Below are 16,409 nucleotides of genomic sequence, written 5' to 3'. Positions count from 1 at the left end.
TGATAGGAGCGTGGGATGATGAACCGCTAGTTAGAGATTAAAATGACTATTTCAGAGCGTAAACTTGATTATTTATACAAAATTCTAACAATATTCTGGAAACATTCACTCGAACTTTTATCGCTCAAGATGGAACAGCAGGAGAATCAGAAATTGAAATCCGTGAATCTCTCCTTTGTGGTAAGTCAGGAAAATTTGCTAAAGTCAAAAGCTCTTGGGAAATTATACCAACTGGAGAACGTAGATTTATCAGTGCTGAATTGTATGGAGGTTAATTCTTAAGATGAAAATGCTACTTAGAGAACAATTTGATCAACAAACCCTCTTAGAATTATTCTGGACTGAACCAATTAAATCGATACCAGAGGATGGATATTGCTGCTATGAAGCCAAAGACTCTACAGGAACTCGGCTACTATTTGGGATAGATACTATTAATAAATCTATTCAAATTGAGCTTAAAAATTTAGAGCATCATTTCCTAAGTTTGACCTATGAATTAGTGGATTTTTTAGAAATTATTGACCTAAAACAAGGAAAATTTACTATTACTGTTGCTCCAAAAATCGCCGAAATTCATACACAAATACAAATTGAGTTAAGACCTTATATTAAAATCAAGGGTTACACTTTAAGTCAAGAAGGTTAAAAACGAGCGCATCATACTCATTTTAAGTTAAATGGTTAACTGAATATAGACTTAAGACAGAAAATCGAAAAGTGATAACTATTAGTACGATCGGCTACAGTTTTGCATTCCAGTCTTTGGGGATAATAGGCTATCGGTATTTAAAATGATACGCCTATTTAGTGAAATTAATAAATCAATGAAACCTAAAATTATTGTTTGTGGGTTAGGACGTACAGGATATACGATTTTTTGCTTATTAAAACACCAAGGAGCAGCCGTAACAGGGATTAGCGATCGTCCGATGTCTTCCGAATATCAAAGAGATATTATTGTCGGCGAATTACGCTCCCCAAATACTTTAAGCCATGCAGGAATTCTCACGGCACAAACATTAGTATTAACTTCAAATGATGATTCATTGAATTTAGCAGTTTTAACCTATGCACGCTTAATGAATCCCCGCATTAAAATCATTAATCGATTATTTAATGAAACCCTTGGAAAGCGATTAGATGAAACATTACCCGATCATGTCAGCATGAGCGTTTCTGCTTTGGCTGCTCCGATTTTCTCTTTTGCCGCATTAGGAGATAAAGCAATTGGTCAACTACGATTGTATAATCAAACTTGGCCGATTCAAGAAGTTGTTATAGATGAAGCTCATCCTTGGCTAGGTATGCCATTAAGCGAACTTTGGGACAATCCATCAAGGATGTTAATTTATTATTTACCCGCTAGAGATGAAATCGATTTAGTATCGGCAGTTGTGAACGGAAAACGCTTACAAATTGGCGATCATTTAATTATGGGTTCCCAACCAACAACACGACTTAAAAAACGGTATTGGTGGCGAAAAATCATTAAACCTATTGCAAATTTGCGACAATATCAACATCATGTACAATCGGTAGCCTTTGTCATTCTTTTGCTATTATTAATGATTGGCTTTTCCACAGTATTGTATGTCAGCACAAATTTTAAAGTTTCTTTAGTCAATGCCTTTTATTTTTCTGTAGGAATGATTACAGGTGCTGGAGGACAAGAAGATGTAATCGAAAAAGCATCAGATGAAATCAAAGTTTATACCGCAATTATGATGATTGTCGGTGCTGGTGTGATTGGGATTTGTTATGCTTTACTTAATGATTTTATATTGGGCAGTCGCTTTAAACAATTTTGGGATGCGGCACGAGTTCCCACCCGCAATCATTATATCGTCTGTGGTTTGGGTGGTATTGGTATGGAAATTGTGCGCCAATTGTACAAACAAGGTCATGATGTTGTAGTAGTCGAAGCAAATGCCAAAAATCGCTTTTTACATACAGCGCGATCGCTCGGTGTTCCTGTTATTATAGAAGATGCCAGGATTGCTGGAAGTCTCAAAGCTGCTAATTTAGAAAGAGCCGACGCAATTTTAGTCACCACCAGTGATGATATGGTTAATGTAGAAATTGCCCTCACTGCAAAAGCCATATCCCCTAAAATTAATTTAGTCGTTCGCAGTCAAGATCCGCAATTTGGTAAAGCGAGTCAAGAAGTATTTGAATTTGAAGCGGTTTTATGTGCATCTGACTTAGCGACTCATACCTTTACAGCCGCAGCTTTAGGGGGCAAAATATTAGGGAATGGAATGACAGATGATTTACTCTGGGTAGCTGTCGCAACACTCATTACACCCAATCATCCCTTCTGTAAAAGAACCGTTAAAGATACTGCAATGGAAGCGGACTATGTTCCTTTGTATATTGAACGAAATAATTGTACTGTCCATAGTTGGAATTTATTAGAAATTCTTTTATTACCTGGAGATGTTTTATATCTCACTATTCCTGCAACTAAATTAGAACAATTATGGCGCAATACTAATGATTCAGTTGAACAGTTTATTAATAATGGAAAAACCGAACGAGAAAAATCATTAGAATTCTAAATCTTCTTTTGCTGAAGATTCTAAAACTTCTATTAATAAATCCATGCGTTGTTTTCCTTGAGCAAGAAATGCTTCACATTGAGCGAGTGCGTTACTAGCTTGAGTAAATTTATCGAAAACATCTTCTAAAGTTAAAGAACCTGATTCAATTTGCTCAATCATGGCTTCTACTTCAGTAATTGTTGTTTCATAATTAAAGTCTTTAGACTTTTTAGAACGTGGCGGCATGGATGTTATTACAAATGATACAATAAAATAATAACATTATTTAGTCAATGTTAAAAACTGGAAAAAAATGACTACATCTTCATTGTCAAACCAGCCCATTAATCAAAACCTTTATGAAACTGATTTCTATATCTGGATAGAAACAACCATTAAAGATTTGAAAGACGGGAATTTTACAAACCTTGATAGAAACAACTTAATCGAAGAATTAGAAAGTATGGGCAGGAGTGAAAAACGAGAAATTAAAAATAGGTTAATTGTTTTGTTGACTCATTTACTAAAATGGAATTATCAAGTTGAACAACGCTCCCAAAGCTGGTTAAATACGATTAAAGAGCAACGTCGCCAAATCATATTTTTATTAGAAGATAGCCCAAGTTTAAAGTTATATTATCAAAGTATCCTCACTCGTTGTTATGATTTAGCGCGTCAAGATGCAGCCAGCGAAACACGTTTATCATTGAATACGTTTCCCTTAGAATCGCCCTTTACCGAGGATGAGATACTCACTAAAGATTATTTAAGCGATTAATAATAGCATCGGTTAATCCTTCTAATGTATACTCTTTGGCTTCTAAATCGACACGTCCGAATAATTCGAGACAAGTTTTAGAAGTTTGCGGGCCAATTGAAGCTATACAAACATTTTCCAGTAAAGATAAAGGATTAGTGACTTGTTGAATTAAATTATAAAAATTTTGTACCGTTTTGGAACTGGCAAAAGTAATAATATTAATTTTGTGCTGTTGTAAAGCCATACTCGCTCTTAGATCGATTTTTGATGGACATCCCGACTCATAAGCAGCAACTTCTATTACTGTAGCACCGCGTTGACTCAAATCTTTTACTAAAACTTCTCTTCCTCCCGTCTCCACACGAGGAAATAAAATCTTTTTCCCTTCTAAATTTTCAGGAAAACGATCGCACAAAGAATCAGCCACATATTCTGGCGGTATAAAATCGGGTTGTATGCCAAAATGTTTTAGAATTGCGGCGGTTTTCTTGCCAACAACAGCAATTTTTACACCAGCTAAAGCGCGAGTATCTTTCCCCAAAGTCGCTAAACGGTTGAAAAAATATTCTACACCATTAGCCGAAGTAAGAATAAGCCAGTCAAATTGATTTAAAATGGCGATCGCATTATCCAAACTTTGCCAACTAGAAGGGGGACGAATTTCTAAAGCGGGCATTTCAACAACACTCGCCCCTTGTGCTTCTAATAGATTAGTAAATTGGCTCTTTTGTTCGGCAGCACGGGTGACTAAAATAGTTTGACCCCATAAAGGAAGATGATCGCTCATAATTCTAAGATTAACAACTTGACCAATGATGATAATCGAAGGAGACAAAGACACTCCATCAGTCTGATCTAATATATCCGCTAACGTCCCTGTCCAAATCTGTTGTGTCACAAGACTACAATTTCGGATAATTGCGATCGCTTCATCGGATGAACGTCCATTAGCTTGTAATTGCTCTATAATAATCCCCAAAGACTTACCAGCCATCAGAATCACTAGAGTATCAATTTTCGCCAAAGCTCCCCAGTCTAGTATATTAGTATCATGTCCACTAAAAACCGCAAAACAACGACCGAGATCCTTATCTGTTAAAGGAATTCCCGCGAGTAAAGGTGCAGCCAAAGCAGAAGTAATACCAGGGACTAACTCAAAATCACAGCCCGCGTCATGAAGCGATCGCATTTCTGGATAAACCCGACCAAAAATCAGAGGATCACCACCTTTTAGCCGTACAACCTGTTTACCTTGTAAACAATACTCTACCAATAACTGATTAATGGTTTGTTGCTCAGTACTCGGTAAACCTCCACGCTTACCCACATCAATTTTTAGACTTTTTGAGGATACAAGTTCCAAAATTTTCGGCTCAACCAAAGCATCATAGACCAAAACTTCCGCTATAGAGAGTAATTCTTTAGCCCTTAAGGTCAAATAATCAAGCCTTCCAGGACCTGCACCGATTAGATATACTTTACCCATCATCAACCCCATCTGTGAATTAAAAAAAAGCGGATGATCACATATACAATTGCAACGCTACAATAAATGGAATTTCCCAACCCTATTAAATAACTTTGATAGAACCTGTTAACCCTTCCATTCCCAGTCGGTGTGATGTCCTCGTCATTGGCTCCGGGGCGGCTGGTTTGTATGCAGCCTTGTGTTTACCTTCCCATTATCAAATCTGTTTAGTAACCAAAGATGAACTCAAAACAGGAGCGAGTGACTGGGCGCAAGGGGGTATTGCTGCGGCGATTAATCCGTCAGATTCAGCGCAACTCCATTTACAGGATACCCTAAAAGCAGGTGCGGGACTGTGTGACCTCAAAGCGGTTGAATTTTTGGTCAATCATGCCGCGAGTGCGATTCAATCATTAGTCAATTTAGGGGTAAGCTTTGATCGTAAAGGTGAAGAACTCGCTATGACTCTAGAAGCTGCACACTCTCGCCCCAGAGTTTTACACGCAGCCGATCGCACTGGACGAGCGATCATTAGTACTCTCACCGCAAAAGTTTTAGAAAAACCGAATATTAAAATTATTTCCCAGACCATCGCCCTCCAATTGTGGCTCCAGACCAACAATAAACGCTGTATTGGAGCTAGTTTGCTACATGGACATCAAATTAGGTGGATTAGAGCTAGTGCGGTTATTTTAGCCACAGGAGGAGGCGGTCAAGTCTTTGCTCAAACGACGAATCCATCGGTTAGTACAGGAGATGGTGTCGCTTTAGCCTGGCGTGCGGGTGCGATGTTACGAGATTTAGAGTTTTTTCAGTTTCACCCCACAGCTTTGACTCTACCCAATGCACCGAGATTTTTAATTAGTGAGGCAGTACGCGGAGAAGGAGCGCATTTAGTGGATGAACTTGGCGATCGTTTTGTGTTTCAATATCATCCAGATGGAGAATTAGCCCCTAGAGATGTGGTGAGTCGCGCTATTTTTACTCATTTACAACGAACAACTTTAGATCCTTCTCATGCTCATGTTTATCTAGATTTACGGATGATTGAGCCTGAACGCGTTCGCTATCGTTTTCCGAATATTATTCGTCTGTGTCAGAAATGGGGGATCGATGTTTTTCATGACTTGATTCCAGTGGCTCCGGCGGCTCATTATTGGATGGGTGGTATTGCCGCAGGATTGGATAATCAAACCTCAATAGCTGGATTATATGCGATCGGGGAAACAGCTAGTACGGGGATACATGGAGCAAATCGCCTAGCTAGTAATTCTTTGTTAGAATGCGTGGTTTTTGCTGGACAATTAGCTCATTTAGTGCTAGAAAAAGAGCCATTTGAAGAAATACCCGTTAGAGAGGAAATTCACGCCCCAGACTGGGACTTTGAAAAACAACAGATAGACTGGGTTCGAGAACAATTACCCATTTTGATGTGGCAAAATGTGGGAATTAGTCGCTCTCATGAACCTTTAGAAATGGCTTTAATACAAGTCAATGAGTGGCGAAAGCAACTTTATGAGTTAAAAATCAGTCAAGTGATTCTCCATTCGTCGCCAGAGCAAAAAATTGTCTTTAAATCTTCTTTAGTTTGGACAGAATTACGAAATTGTATTGAAACCCTTAATTTATTAGATATTGCTTATTTAATTCTCAAAAGTGCGCTGTTTCGGACAGAAAGCCGAGGGGGACATTATCGTCTAGACTATCCTGATAGTTCTAGTGCGTGGCAAGTTCATACCATAATTGAAAAAGATCATACAGATGACATCAAAACTCTACATTTAGAATGATTCGTTTTGATTTTGGCAAACTGTCAGTTACAATCAAGGTGCATAATTGTACAGCTTCCTAGTGCCACTTAGGAAAAAAAATGACATGATGGAGCAAGGGGAGGGATCTTTGGGAAAAGTTAGCGATAAAAAGCCAGCCGAGCCAGCCTGTAATCATCAAAAATTAATTAATACCTGTTATGGTAATAATTAAAAAAATTTCTTGGCTAAATTTTTATTAGAATTAGTTAATCTATGATGCGTTATCGATTCTCAATCTTGTTAATATTATGGGTGAGTTGTCTAGGACTCTCATTAAGTTCTCAGAGTCCAACTGGAGTAAAAGGGTTGTTATCGGATGTGGCGAACGCTCAAACTGAAGCAAACTCAAACCCGACTCCAGATCCCTCTGGGACAACTGATAGCCAAGCTAAATATAATCGCCTGATGGATGAGGGTTATAATGCTTTTAACCGTAAAGAGTATAAAAAAGCCTTACAAAATTTTCAACAAGCTCTCGCGTTGCGTCCCAATGATTTAGCAGCAACTAACGCCATTAAAAGTGTTGAGTCTTTAGCCAATTCTAATAGTAGTCTTCCTCTTAATCCAACGGCTGATCCTCCTCAAAATACAGCCCCAAGAGTACAAAAAACGTCTCCTATTCCCCTCTATTTAGGAGCAGGGTTACTGACTCTAGCGGCCGCAGGAGCTTTATTATCTCTAGCTTCAAAATTTCGTAGCTCACTACCTAATATTAAAATCCCAACCACCGATCGATACTACGATAGAAATAAAAAGAGAAAAAGACCATCACCTCCAGAGTCCAACCCCTCCGACAATGGGACTTTTAATGTCAATCATGCCAGTCAAACGGATAATAATTCTTTTAATTTCTCTCGGTTTGATGAAGATGTCAATTTCGAGGATACGACTTCAATTATTCAAACACCGAGTCGAATTCCCAACGCCGATCTAATTTTACAACTGATTGGTGAATTAGGAGATCCAGAGCCGAGAACTCGCCGACGCGCCATTTGGAAATTAGCTCAAATGTCCGACTCTCGCTCAATGCAGCCGTTGGTTAATGTGATGGCGGATGCTGATTCTTATGAAAGAAGTTTGATTCTAGAAGCATTATCCCAGATTTGTACACGTACGCTACGACCGCTTAATCAAGCTTTGGCTATTTCTTTGAGTGATAAAAATCCTCAAGTCCGCAAAAACGCCATCCGAGATTTAACGCGAATTTACGATATTATGTCTCAAATTACTCAAACAATTTGTCATGCTCTCGATGACTCCGATGAGGAAGTTCAAGAAACGGCTAAATGGGCAATGAAACAGCTTAATATTCCTTTACCGCCTAAACTTGATTTTACATCAGTAGAAGTCGAACAAAATGAGGGGGGTTTTGATTCCGATAATATTGAGGAAGCCTCTTATACTGAGGAAGTAAAAGAAGCCAAAAAAGATTAATGTTGAAATTATTGTTTGTATCTACACCCGTTGGTCCCCTCAGTTCAGGTATCGGGGGAGGAGTGGAATTTACACTATACAACTTAGCACTCATAATGAGCCGTCGTGGTCATCATGTACAAGTTGTCGCCCCAGAAAAGTCTACTTTACCTAATACTTCAATTATTGAAATAGCAGGAAATTTACAAATCTCCGCCCAAAGTCAAGAACGTGATGAAATGATTACTTTACCGCCTAATTCGGTTTTGGGTAATATGTGGGATTATGCTAGACAAGTACAAGATAAATATGATCTGATTTTTAATTTTTCTTACGACTGGCTACCTTTTTATCTCACGCCTTTTTTTACGGGTTGTCGCGTGGGACATTTAGTGAGTATGGGTTCAGTTAGTGAGGCAATGGATGAGATTATTAGACAAACGGTTCGTCAATTTCCCCATCAAGTTACATTTTATTCTCAAACTCAAGCCGATACTTTTGGACTAAAAAATGTTCATTGTCTTGGTAGTGCCATAGATTTACCCTTATATGAGTATGTTAATTCTCCCGATGATTATTTGGCTTGGGTAGGTCGCATTGCCCCTGAAAAAGCCCTAGAAGATGCAGTGGCAGCCGCACAAATTACGGGTATCCCCCTCAAGATTTTTGGTAAGCTACAAGATAATAATTATTGGCAACAAATTCAACAAGATTATTCCGATGCTCCCTTTGAATACATGGGATTTTTCCCCACTGACGAACTGCAAAAATATTTAGGGAAAGCGCGGGCGTTATTGATGACTCCTCGTTGGGTAGAAGCATTTGGAAATGTGATGATTGAAGCTTTAGCGTGCGGTGTTCCCGTCATTGCCTATCGTCGCGGTGGCCCAATAGAAGTAGTACAAGATGGTAAAACTGGGTTTTTGGTTGAACCAGATAGCGTAACGGGTTTGGTTGAAGCCATCCAAAAAATTAATACAATTGATCGTGCTGCTTGTCGTCGCCAAGCCGAACAAGAATACTCATTAGAGGCGTTGGGCGATCGCACTGAACAATGGTTCTCATTGCTCCTATGCTAAAATCATGAGAAGAAAGATCAAGAATTGTTACAAATTCCTATAGTTTTAGTGTAGATTCCCCATTTGCTCATACTATAGTAAATTGCTTCTTTATGTGTATGTAGGCAATCTCAATTATGGCTCTACAATTAGGTGATATAGTCCCCGATTTTACTCAAGATACCAGTGAAGGCTCAATTTCTTTTCACGAATGGGCAGGCGATAGCTGGGTCGTTTTATTTTCCCATCCCGCAGATTACACTCCCGTTTGTACTACTGAATTAGGTACAGTTGCTAGTCTAAAATCAGAATTTGACAAGCGTAATGTAAAAGTTATTGCACTCAGTGTTGATAATGCTGACTCTCATCGTGGTTGGATTAATGATATTAACGAAACCCAAAATACAACCGTTAATTATCCAATTATTGCCGATCCCGATCGCAAAGTGGCTGATGCTTATGGCATGATCCATCCCAACTCATTAAATAATTTAACCGTTCGTAGTGTCTTTATTATTGATCCCAATAAAAAACTACGCCTAACATTTACTTATCCGGCTAGTACAGGGCGTAATTTTGACGAAATTCTTAGAGTAATTGACTCTTTGCAGTTAACCGATTACCATCAAGTGGCAACTCCTGCTAACTGGAAAGATGGCGATGACTGCGTGGTTGTGCCTTCTATTCCCACTGATGCGGCTAGAGAAAAATTTCCTAAAGGTGTCAAAGAAATTAAACCTTATCTGCGGATGACTCCTCAACCCAATAAATAAGGCTTTTTCAATCTCAGCGTAGGGGTTTGGTCTCCAAACCCTATTTTTATTGGAATCAATGCAAGAAATTTAAGGCAAAAAGGGAAGTATAAAGATGTGGCTCGATTTTTGTTTAGGTTATGCCGAAAAAGTGGATTACATTTCTCTTAATTGTTGGTAGTTTCTTTTTTATTACAGTTGGCGATCGCTTTTTGCCAAAGCCTCTAAATGCTTATAGCCTTCAAACCCGACAAACATTAAATCAGATGATTTTGGGTTTATTTCCCGATAAAAATCCTGAACGACCGAGTAAAGAACGGGAAAAAGAAGTCAATGAGTTTTTACGTCGCGCTAGTCCCAAAAATTAGATAAGGGTTTGTTCACCAAACCCCTACCGTCAACATAAAATTATTTTAACCAACTCATCATCGCCCGTAAATCTTTGCCGACTTCTTCGATAGGTTGTTCTGCTTCAGTACGACGCATCGCAGTAAAACCGGGTTTACCAGATTGATTTTCTAAAACAAATTCTCTAGCAAATTGACCGGATTGAATTTCTTTTAAAATTTTCTTCATTTCGGCGCGAGTTTCATCAGTCACCACACGGGGGCCTCTTGTATAATCGCCGTATTCTGCTGTATTAGAAATACTGTCGCGCATTTTAGCGAGTCCGCCTTCTACGATTAAATCGACAATTAATTTAACTTCGTGTAAACATTCAAAATAAGCTAATTCTGGTTGATAACCGGCTTCAACTAAGGTATCAAATCCCGCTTTAATTAAAGCACTTAAACCACCACATAAAACCGCTTGTTCGCCAAATAAATCGGTTTCTGTTTCTTCCCTAAAAGTTGTTTCTAAAATCCCGGCACGAGTTCCACCAACTCCTTTAGCATAGGCCATGGCGCGATCGCGTGCTTGTCCGGTAGCATCCTGATATACAGCAAATAAACAAGGTACACCTTGCCCTTGTTCATAAGTCCGACGCACTAAATGGCCGGGGCCTTTCGGGGCAACCATGACAACATCGACACCCTCCGGCGGTACAACTTGTCCAAAATGAATATTAAAACCGTGAGCAAAAGACAAAATTTTCCCTTCTTTGAGGTGAGGAGCGATTTCATTCGTATAAATGGTTTTTTGTACCTCATCGGGTAATAAAATCATAATCCAATCGGCCGCCGCCGCCGCCTCTGCTACGCTATGAACTGGAATTCCTGCATCTTGAGCTTTTTGGGCGGATTTACTGCCAGTATATAGCCCAACAATCACATTTACGCCGCTATCTTTTAAATTAAGAGCATGGGCGTGACCTTGCGAACCATAACCGATAATGGCAACTGTTTTGCCTGATAATAAGTCTAAATTAGCGTCCTCGTCGTAGTACATTCGAGCCATGAGGCTGGTCTCCTTCTTCGGTAATTTCCTGCAAACTCCTAATTATACCCCAAAGGGTTGATGTCTCATGAATTAATCTTATTTATCAGAGACGAGCAAAAAGAATTTGAATTAAGGAAAAAAGGCTTGCCATTATGAGGGATAACAGGTTAATCTAAACGCGAAGATCAATTATAAAAAAGGATTAAGTATGAAACAGCGTGGTGTTACAGTTTGGTTAACGGGATTGAGTGGTGCAGGAAAAACAACAATTACAGAAGCATTACAAAAAAAGCTTACAGAAGAAGGCTATGATTTTGAGGTTTTAGACGGTGATATTGTACGGACTAATCTCACCAAAGGTTTAGGATTTAGTAAAGAAGACCGTGATGAAAACGTTCGTCGTATTGGTTTTGTTTCTAACTTACTCACTCGTCATGGTGTGATTGTTTTGGTTTCTGCTATTTCTCCTTATCGAGAAATTCGTGAGGAAGTCAGAGGAAAAATTGGTGATTTTGTTGAGGTTTTTGTTAATGCTCCTCTAGCTGTATGTGAAGATAGAGATGTTAAAGGTCTATACAAGAAAGCAAGAGCAGGAGAAATTAAAACATTTACAGGCATTACCGATCCCTACGAGGCTCCCGCTAATCCTGAAATTGAGTGTAGAACTGATTTAGAGGAATTAGAGGAAAGTGTCGCTAAAGTCTGGAGCAAATTAGAAGAACTCGGTTATATCGCTCAAGGTGCGGCAGTTTAATTAATATGTAGAGACGTGATATATTGCGTCTCTACCAATTTTGTTATCTTTTGATTAATTTTGGTGTGATCCCATTGAGATAATAATCTCTGGTTCCTTTTGCGTCTAAGGCTTCTCCAAGACGTTCGATAGCATGGATATAGGCAGCAGTTCGTAAAGAAGTATCAAACTCTCTGGCAATTATCCAAACTTTTTCGGCTTCAGTTACCATACGTTCTTTGAGTCGTTCGTTAACTTCTGTTAAGCGCCAATATAGCCCGCTTCGGTTTTGAACCCACTCAAAATAACTGACTGTTACGCCCCCTGCATTAACGAGAATATCAGGAAACACATAAATTCCTTTTTGTTCTAAAATTGCATCGGCTTCTGAAGTGATCGGGCCGTTTGCCACTTCAAAGATATACTTTGCTTGAATGTTGGCTGCATTGATTGATGTAATTTGATTTTCTAAGGCGGCAGGAATCAAAACATCGACATTTAGGTTTAATAACTCTGCATTGCTCAAGCTTTGGTATTCCACCATATCACAAAGACTATCTTGACAATAAAGCGTTTTTATGTCTTTATTTTCTTCTTTATGACGTTTGAGACTGGGAATATCTAACCCTTTTTCAGTATAGATCCCGCCCATCGAATCACTAACGGCAACGACTTTATAACCCGCTTTGAAGAGTAATTCTGCAACCACTGATCCCGCGTTCCCAAATCCTTGGACAGCAATGGTTGTATTTTCTGGTTTTTGGGCAAATTTACTCAACATAGAGTGAATAACATAAAATGCGCCTGTACCTGTTGCAGTATCTCGCCCTTTGCTTCCTCCCATCGTCAGAGGTTTTCCAGTGACGACAGCCGGACAGATTTTTCGCTGAATGATATTGTATTGATCCATCATCCAACCCATGATCATATCGTTGGTGTAAACATCGGGTGCTAAGATATCAACATCTGGCCCAATGAAATCGGCGATCGCATCAATATACCCCCGACTCAGGCGTTCTAATTCTTGTTTGGAAAGTTCTTTCGGATTTAAGGTAATGCCACCTTTCGCGCCCCCAAAGGGTAAATCTAATAAGGCACATTTAAAGGTCATCCAAAACGCGAGAGACTGTACCTCATCGATATTGACGTTGGGATGATAGCGCACACCTCCTTTACCAGGCCCACGTGTATCATCGTAGCGAACTCTATACCCTTGAAAGATTCTCAGTGAACCGTCATCCATCCGCACTGGAATAGATACACTTAAACTCGTTTTAGGGTGTTTGAGACGTGCGATCGCGTCCTCGGATATTGAAACGTATTTTAAGGCTTTTTCTAATCTTATACTGGCATCTGCGAGCAGAGTAGACATATCTCGCTTTCACTCCTTCAGTTTTTAGGTCAATGGCGATCTCCTTCTCTTTCTATTAAAACAATTTAAAATAGTATATTTTGCTACAATTTACTTTTCTTAATTATGCTTTTGATATTGGCTCAATTGGCTGTGTAAGTGACTTCTTCGACTTGTCCTGGTTGTCCGAGTTGTTTTGCTTGTTCTTTATTAACGGTAATAAAAACACTACCCGCATTACCCGCACGAACCGTTAGTTCTTTGTCTGCTTTCCAAGTCCGATGGGTTCCACTTGGGAGAAGTCCTTCAAATTCTTTTTTTCCATCAGAAATCACTTTTAACCAAGAATCATCTTTAAGTTGAATATCAACAATAACAGACTTATCAAGTTCGGTTTTAGCAGGGGGGTTAGTTGCTGTTACCGCTTGTACCGGGGTAGGTTGAGGAACAGGAGATGGTTTAACCGAAGGAACAACCGGACTAGGTAAACGATTAATTTCTAGGGTAGATTGTTCGAGAACATTAGAAATTGTTCTTACTGAAAATAGAAGAAGAAGAATATAGAAAAAATAAAGATGAAAAGGGCGTAATTGAAAGTTGGGTAAACGCAGAAAGTTAGATGAAGTCGTTTGGGGTTTAACATGAACCTGAAATTCACTCGAAAAAGCTACACCGTCTAATCCTAACGTTTCGGCAAATTGTTTAATTAACCAGCGAATATAAATCGGTTCAGGTAGGTTTTCCATTTGCCCCATTTCGATCGCCTCTAACAAACGTCGTGGGATCATTGTTTTACGAGAGACGACATCTAAAGAGAGTCCTTTTTCGGTACGAATGTTCTGTAAACGAGAGCCAAGTTCTTGTAATTTTTCTCGTTGTTGAACAATGGGATCAATTTTAGGCTTTTTGCGAAACATAGTGATTTTGCCGATGCAGCTTTTTTCTGGTGCCTAGATGAATGTGTTGTTGCAGAAAAGCAATTTCAAAGGGTTCTAGTAGACGATATTGACCCGAAGATAAAGGAGGTTTATGAGAAAGATTAAGTTGAATTAAACCGATTGCTGTTCGGTGTAGTTTTAACACCTGAAAGCCTAGCTGCTCAACAATACGGCGAATCTGACGGTTTCGTCCTTCCGTCAAAATAACCTGCAATAAACTGTGGTGAGGAGTGAGATCGAGTATTTTAATTTGAGCAGGTAAAGTTCTTTTCCCTTCTAGCATAACTCCATCTCGCCACTTTTGAATACTGATTTCTGATAGATGTCCATCAATCAAAACCTCATAGGTTTTTGGTAAATGATAGCGAGGATGAGTCAAGTTAAGAGTCAGTTGACCATCATTTGTTAAGATTAACGCACCTGTTGAATTCACATCTAAACGTCCTACTGGATGTATTCCTTGTCCATGACATAAATGTTTTGGGAGTAAGTCCAATACAGTCGGACGGTTTTGGGGATCATGACAGGTGGAAACAACCCCTAAAGGTTTATTAACTAGCAAATAAATTTGTTTTGGACGATCGCCAGGTTGGATCATTTTGCCATCTACTTCTAAAAGATCGCTTGCTGGATCTGCTTGTTGTCCTAAATGTACAATTTGACCATTAAGACGTACACGACCTTCTAAAATAAGCTGTTCAGCTTTTCTACGAGACGCAATTCCCCACTGGGATAGGATTTTCTGTACACGTTCCGTCATTCGGTAATAATTAGACTCAAAAGAAAGAAGATAGCTACATTTATTATAAAAAATGACACTCTAACTGGAAAATTGTTGCCTCTTTCTCCCAAAGATCTCACAAAAATTACACCGACTAAAGGGATCACTCATCTTACTCTCTTCAATTTTTTGCTCAAAGAAATATTCACTTGATTAAATCTTGTAAAGCTTCAATCAGTTTATCAACTTGCTTTTTTGATTCAGTTTGATGATCGATTAGAGTTTGTAAAGCATCACTAAGAGCAAAGATTTGATAGCTTTGTTGCTGAACATGATGTCCTTGAGTCTGAAGTGCATTTGCTATCGCATCAATTTTTTGAGCTAATTTTTCGACGGTTTCAGTCGTTGTAATAACCGCTTCTCCCATTTGAGCAACAATTAAGGTTAGACGATACAAATCCTCTTTAACTTCCATGACGTTTTTGATGCCAATTCCAAGCATGATTAATAATCATAGCTAAATCTGCGTATTGTGGATTCCATCCTAAAATTCTTTTTGCTTTTTCGCTACTACCAATTAAAATCGGTGCATCTCCGGCGCGGCGTTCGGCTTCAATAACAGGAATATTTATACCCGTTACTTTTTCGGCGGTTTCTATGACTTCTCTAACTGAAAAACCGTTGCCATTTCCTAAATTAAAAACGTCGCTATTTTCGCCTTTTAATAAATATTCTAGTCCTAAGACATGAGCATCGGCTAAATCGCAAACATGAATATAATCTCGAATCGCTGTACCATCTGGTGTATCATAATCTGTCCCAAAGATTTTTAGAGAAGAACGTTTACCCAAAGCGGCTAAAAGAGTCAAGGGAATTAAATGAGTTTCGGGGTCATGATCCTCCCCTAATTGCCCACTTGGATCAGCCCCAGAAGCGTTAAAATAGCGAAAGGCGACTGATTTTAATCCATAAGCTTGATCAAAATCCGCTAAAATTTGCTCAACCATATTTTTAGTAGCAGCATAGGGACTGAGTGGATCTTTAGGATGAGTTTCAGTCATAGGTATTTCTTTCGGCATTCCATAAATTGCACAAGTTGAAGAAAAGACAATTTTATTCACTTGCGCGGCTAACATGGCTTCTAAAAGTGTTAAAGTTCCCACAACATTATTATGATAATATTTGGCGGGTTCAATGACTGACTCACCTACGGCGATAAACGCGGCAAAGTGCATCACCGCAGCTATGTTGTGTGTCGCAAATATCTGATCTAGTAAGGTGCGATCGCGTGTATCTCCGACAATTAATTCTACTTTTAAAATATCTTTAACAATTTCGGGATGACCATAGGATAAATTATCAAGAACAATGACTGAATAACCAGAACGACATAAGGCATTAACGGCATGAGAACCAATATAACCAGCACCACCCGTTACTAAAATAGTCGGTTTTACTTCTTTCATTTTCACTTTGTTTGA

General features: G+C 39.0%; 16 protein-coding genes and 1 pseudogene. 9 read left to right on the top strand and 8 right to left on the bottom strand.

Going from position 1 to position 16,409, the window contains the following annotated elements; translation table 11 throughout:
• Positions 1-283 precede the first annotated feature (283 nt).
• Both C7H19_RS08345 and C7H19_RS08340 read left to right on the top strand, forming a co-directional pair.
• Positions 284-649, top strand: a complete 366-nt coding sequence (locus tag C7H19_RS08345) for a hypothetical protein (protein ID WP_106456411.1) — start codon at positions 284-286, stop codon at positions 647-649.
• Positions 650-827: 178 nt separating this feature from the next.
• A complete protein-coding gene (locus tag C7H19_RS08340) occupies positions 828-2,561 on the top strand; it encodes a potassium channel family protein (RefSeq protein WP_106456447.1) in 1,734 nt (577 codons plus the stop codon).
• Here C7H19_RS08340 and xseB read toward each other — a convergent pair.
• Entirely contained in the window at positions 2,550-2,789 is a 240-nt protein-coding gene (gene xseB, locus C7H19_RS08335; protein ID WP_106456410.1) for an exodeoxyribonuclease VII small subunit, read from the bottom strand. The two genes, C7H19_RS08340 and xseB, sit on opposite strands and share 12 nt — an antisense overlap.
• Before the next feature lie 67 nt (positions 2,790-2,856).
• Here xseB and C7H19_RS08330 point away from each other — a divergent pair, with 67 nt between their 5' ends.
• Positions 2,857-3,321 carry a DUF29 domain-containing protein gene (locus C7H19_RS08330; protein WP_106456409.1) on the top strand — a complete coding sequence of 155 codons (465 nt, stop codon included), beginning with the start codon at positions 2,857-2,859 and terminating at the stop codon, positions 3,319-3,321.
• On the opposite strand, the gene cobA is transcribed toward C7H19_RS08330, so the two are convergent.
• Entirely contained in the window at positions 3,299-4,801 is a 1,503-nt protein-coding gene (gene cobA / locus C7H19_RS08325) for a uroporphyrinogen-III C-methyltransferase (protein WP_181280549.1), read from the bottom strand. The genes C7H19_RS08330 and cobA overlap by 23 nt on opposite strands.
• Positions 4,802-4,878: 77 nt before the next feature.
• On the opposite strand from cobA, the gene nadB reads away from it, so the two are divergent.
• From nadB to C7H19_RS08300, 5 genes are all read left to right on the top strand, one after another.
• Positions 4,879-6,561, top strand: coding sequence for an L-aspartate oxidase (nadB, locus tag C7H19_RS08320; protein WP_425428882.1), 1,683 nt, complete (start codon positions 4,879-4,881; stop codon positions 6,559-6,561).
• 234 nt (positions 6,562-6,795) lie between these two features.
• A complete protein-coding gene (locus tag C7H19_RS08315) occupies positions 6,796-8,016 on the top strand; it encodes a HEAT repeat domain-containing protein (RefSeq protein ID WP_106456408.1) in 1,221 nt (406 codons plus the stop codon).
• Complete coding sequence (locus tag C7H19_RS08310) at positions 8,016-9,074, top strand: glycosyltransferase family 4 protein (RefSeq protein ID WP_106456407.1); 1,059 nt, start codon at positions 8,016-8,018, stop codon at positions 9,072-9,074. The genes C7H19_RS08315 and C7H19_RS08310 overlap by 1 nt, the downstream gene beginning before the upstream one ends.
• 116 nt (positions 9,075-9,190) lie before the next feature.
• Positions 9,191-9,826: a peroxiredoxin gene (locus tag C7H19_RS08305; protein WP_106456406.1), complete on the top strand. Its 636-nt coding sequence runs from the start codon at positions 9,191-9,193 to the stop codon at positions 9,824-9,826.
• 119 nt (positions 9,827-9,945) lie between these two features.
• Positions 9,946-10,173, top strand: a complete 228-nt coding sequence (locus C7H19_RS08300; RefSeq protein WP_106456405.1) for a hypothetical protein — start codon at positions 9,946-9,948, stop codon at positions 10,171-10,173.
• 40 nt (positions 10,174-10,213) lie between these two features.
• Here C7H19_RS08300 and ilvC read toward each other — a convergent pair.
• A pseudogene (gene ilvC / locus C7H19_RS08295) lies at positions 10,214-11,230 on the bottom strand (ketol-acid reductoisomerase); the annotation flags it as partial.
• Between the two features lie 163 nt (positions 11,231-11,393).
• Here ilvC and cysC point away from each other — a divergent pair.
• Positions 11,394-11,939 carry an adenylyl-sulfate kinase gene (gene cysC / locus C7H19_RS08290; protein WP_106456403.1) on the top strand — a complete coding sequence of 182 codons (546 nt, stop codon included), beginning with the start codon at positions 11,394-11,396 and terminating at the stop codon, positions 11,937-11,939.
• Between the two features lie 43 nt (positions 11,940-11,982).
• Here the strand turns inward: cysC and C7H19_RS08285 are convergent, their stop codons facing one another.
• From C7H19_RS08285 to galE, 5 genes are all read right to left on the bottom strand, one after another.
• On the bottom strand, positions 11,983-13,290 hold the full coding sequence (locus C7H19_RS08285; RefSeq protein WP_106456402.1) for a Glu/Leu/Phe/Val family dehydrogenase: 1,308 nt from the start codon (positions 13,288-13,290) through the stop codon (positions 11,983-11,985).
• Between the two features lie 122 nt (positions 13,291-13,412).
• Positions 13,413-14,186: a helix-turn-helix domain-containing protein gene (locus C7H19_RS08280; protein ID WP_106456401.1), complete on the bottom strand. Its 774-nt coding sequence runs from the start codon at positions 14,184-14,186 to the stop codon at positions 13,413-13,415.
• Entirely contained in the window at positions 14,167-14,967 is an 801-nt protein-coding gene (locus tag C7H19_RS08275) for a pseudouridine synthase (RefSeq protein ID WP_106456400.1), read from the bottom strand. Before C7H19_RS08275 ends, C7H19_RS08280 begins: the two co-directional genes overlap by 20 nt.
• A gap of 166 nt (positions 14,968-15,133) precedes the next feature.
• Positions 15,134-15,403 (bottom strand): hypothetical protein, encoded by a 270-nt coding sequence (locus C7H19_RS08270; RefSeq protein WP_106456399.1) that lies wholly within the window; start codon positions 15,401-15,403, stop codon positions 15,134-15,136.
• On the bottom strand, positions 15,393-16,394 hold the full coding sequence (gene galE, locus C7H19_RS08265) for a UDP-glucose 4-epimerase GalE (protein WP_106456398.1): 1,002 nt from the start codon (positions 16,392-16,394) through the stop codon (positions 15,393-15,395). The genes C7H19_RS08270 and galE overlap by 11 nt, the downstream gene beginning before the upstream one ends.
• Between the last annotated feature and the right edge of the window lie 15 nt (positions 16,395-16,409).

It is taken from the genome of Aphanothece hegewaldii CCALA 016 (assembly GCF_003007785.1).
Lineage (GTDB): Bacteria > Cyanobacteriota > Cyanobacteriia > Cyanobacteriales > Microcystaceae > Chroococcus > Chroococcus hegewaldii.
The sequence above is the reverse complement of the archived record's forward strand: the minus strand, read 5'-3'. Positions and strand labels throughout refer to the sequence as shown.

What these genes read in the sequence shown, in the direction of transcription:
- C7H19_RS08315 (WP_106456408.1), top strand. Translation starts at nt 6,796, where the DNA reads ATGATGCGTTATCGATTCTCAATCTTGTTAATATTATGGGTGAGTTGT.
- C7H19_RS08345 (WP_106456411.1), top strand. Translation starts at nt 284, where the DNA reads ATGAAAATGCTACTTAGAGAACAATTTGATCAACAAACCCTCTTAGAA.
- C7H19_RS08275 (WP_106456400.1), bottom strand. Translation starts at nt 14,967, where the DNA reads ATGACGGAACGTGTACAGAAAATCCTATCCCAGTGGGGAATTGCGTCT.
- C7H19_RS08305 (WP_106456406.1), top strand. Translation starts at nt 9,191, where the DNA reads ATGGCTCTACAATTAGGTGATATAGTCCCCGATTTTACTCAAGATACC.
- C7H19_RS08330 (WP_106456409.1), top strand. Translation starts at nt 2,857, where the DNA reads ATGACTACATCTTCATTGTCAAACCAGCCCATTAATCAAAACCTTTAT.
- C7H19_RS08310 (WP_106456407.1), top strand. Translation starts at nt 8,016, where the DNA reads ATGTTGAAATTATTGTTTGTATCTACACCCGTTGGTCCCCTCAGTTCA.
- cobA (WP_181280549.1), bottom strand. Translation starts at nt 4,801, where the DNA reads ATGGGGTTGATGATGGGTAAAGTATATCTAATCGGTGCAGGTCCTGGA.
- xseB (WP_106456410.1), bottom strand. Translation starts at nt 2,789, where the DNA reads ATGCCGCCACGTTCTAAAAAGTCTAAAGACTTTAATTATGAAACAACA.
- galE (WP_106456398.1), bottom strand. Translation starts at nt 16,394, where the DNA reads ATGAAAGAAGTAAAACCGACTATTTTAGTAACGGGTGGTGCTGGTTAT.
- C7H19_RS08270 (WP_106456399.1), bottom strand. Translation starts at nt 15,403, where the DNA reads ATGGAAGTTAAAGAGGATTTGTATCGTCTAACCTTAATTGTTGCTCAA.
- C7H19_RS08300 (WP_106456405.1), top strand. Translation starts at nt 9,946, where the DNA reads ATGCCGAAAAAGTGGATTACATTTCTCTTAATTGTTGGTAGTTTCTTT.
- C7H19_RS08280 (WP_106456401.1), bottom strand. Translation starts at nt 14,186, where the DNA reads ATGTTTCGCAAAAAGCCTAAAATTGATCCCATTGTTCAACAACGAGAA.
- cysC (WP_106456403.1), top strand. Translation starts at nt 11,394, where the DNA reads ATGAAACAGCGTGGTGTTACAGTTTGGTTAACGGGATTGAGTGGTGCA.
- C7H19_RS08340 (WP_106456447.1), top strand. Translation starts at nt 828, where the DNA reads ATGAAACCTAAAATTATTGTTTGTGGGTTAGGACGTACAGGATATACG.
- C7H19_RS08285 (WP_106456402.1), bottom strand. Translation starts at nt 13,290, where the DNA reads ATGTCTACTCTGCTCGCAGATGCCAGTATAAGATTAGAAAAAGCCTTA.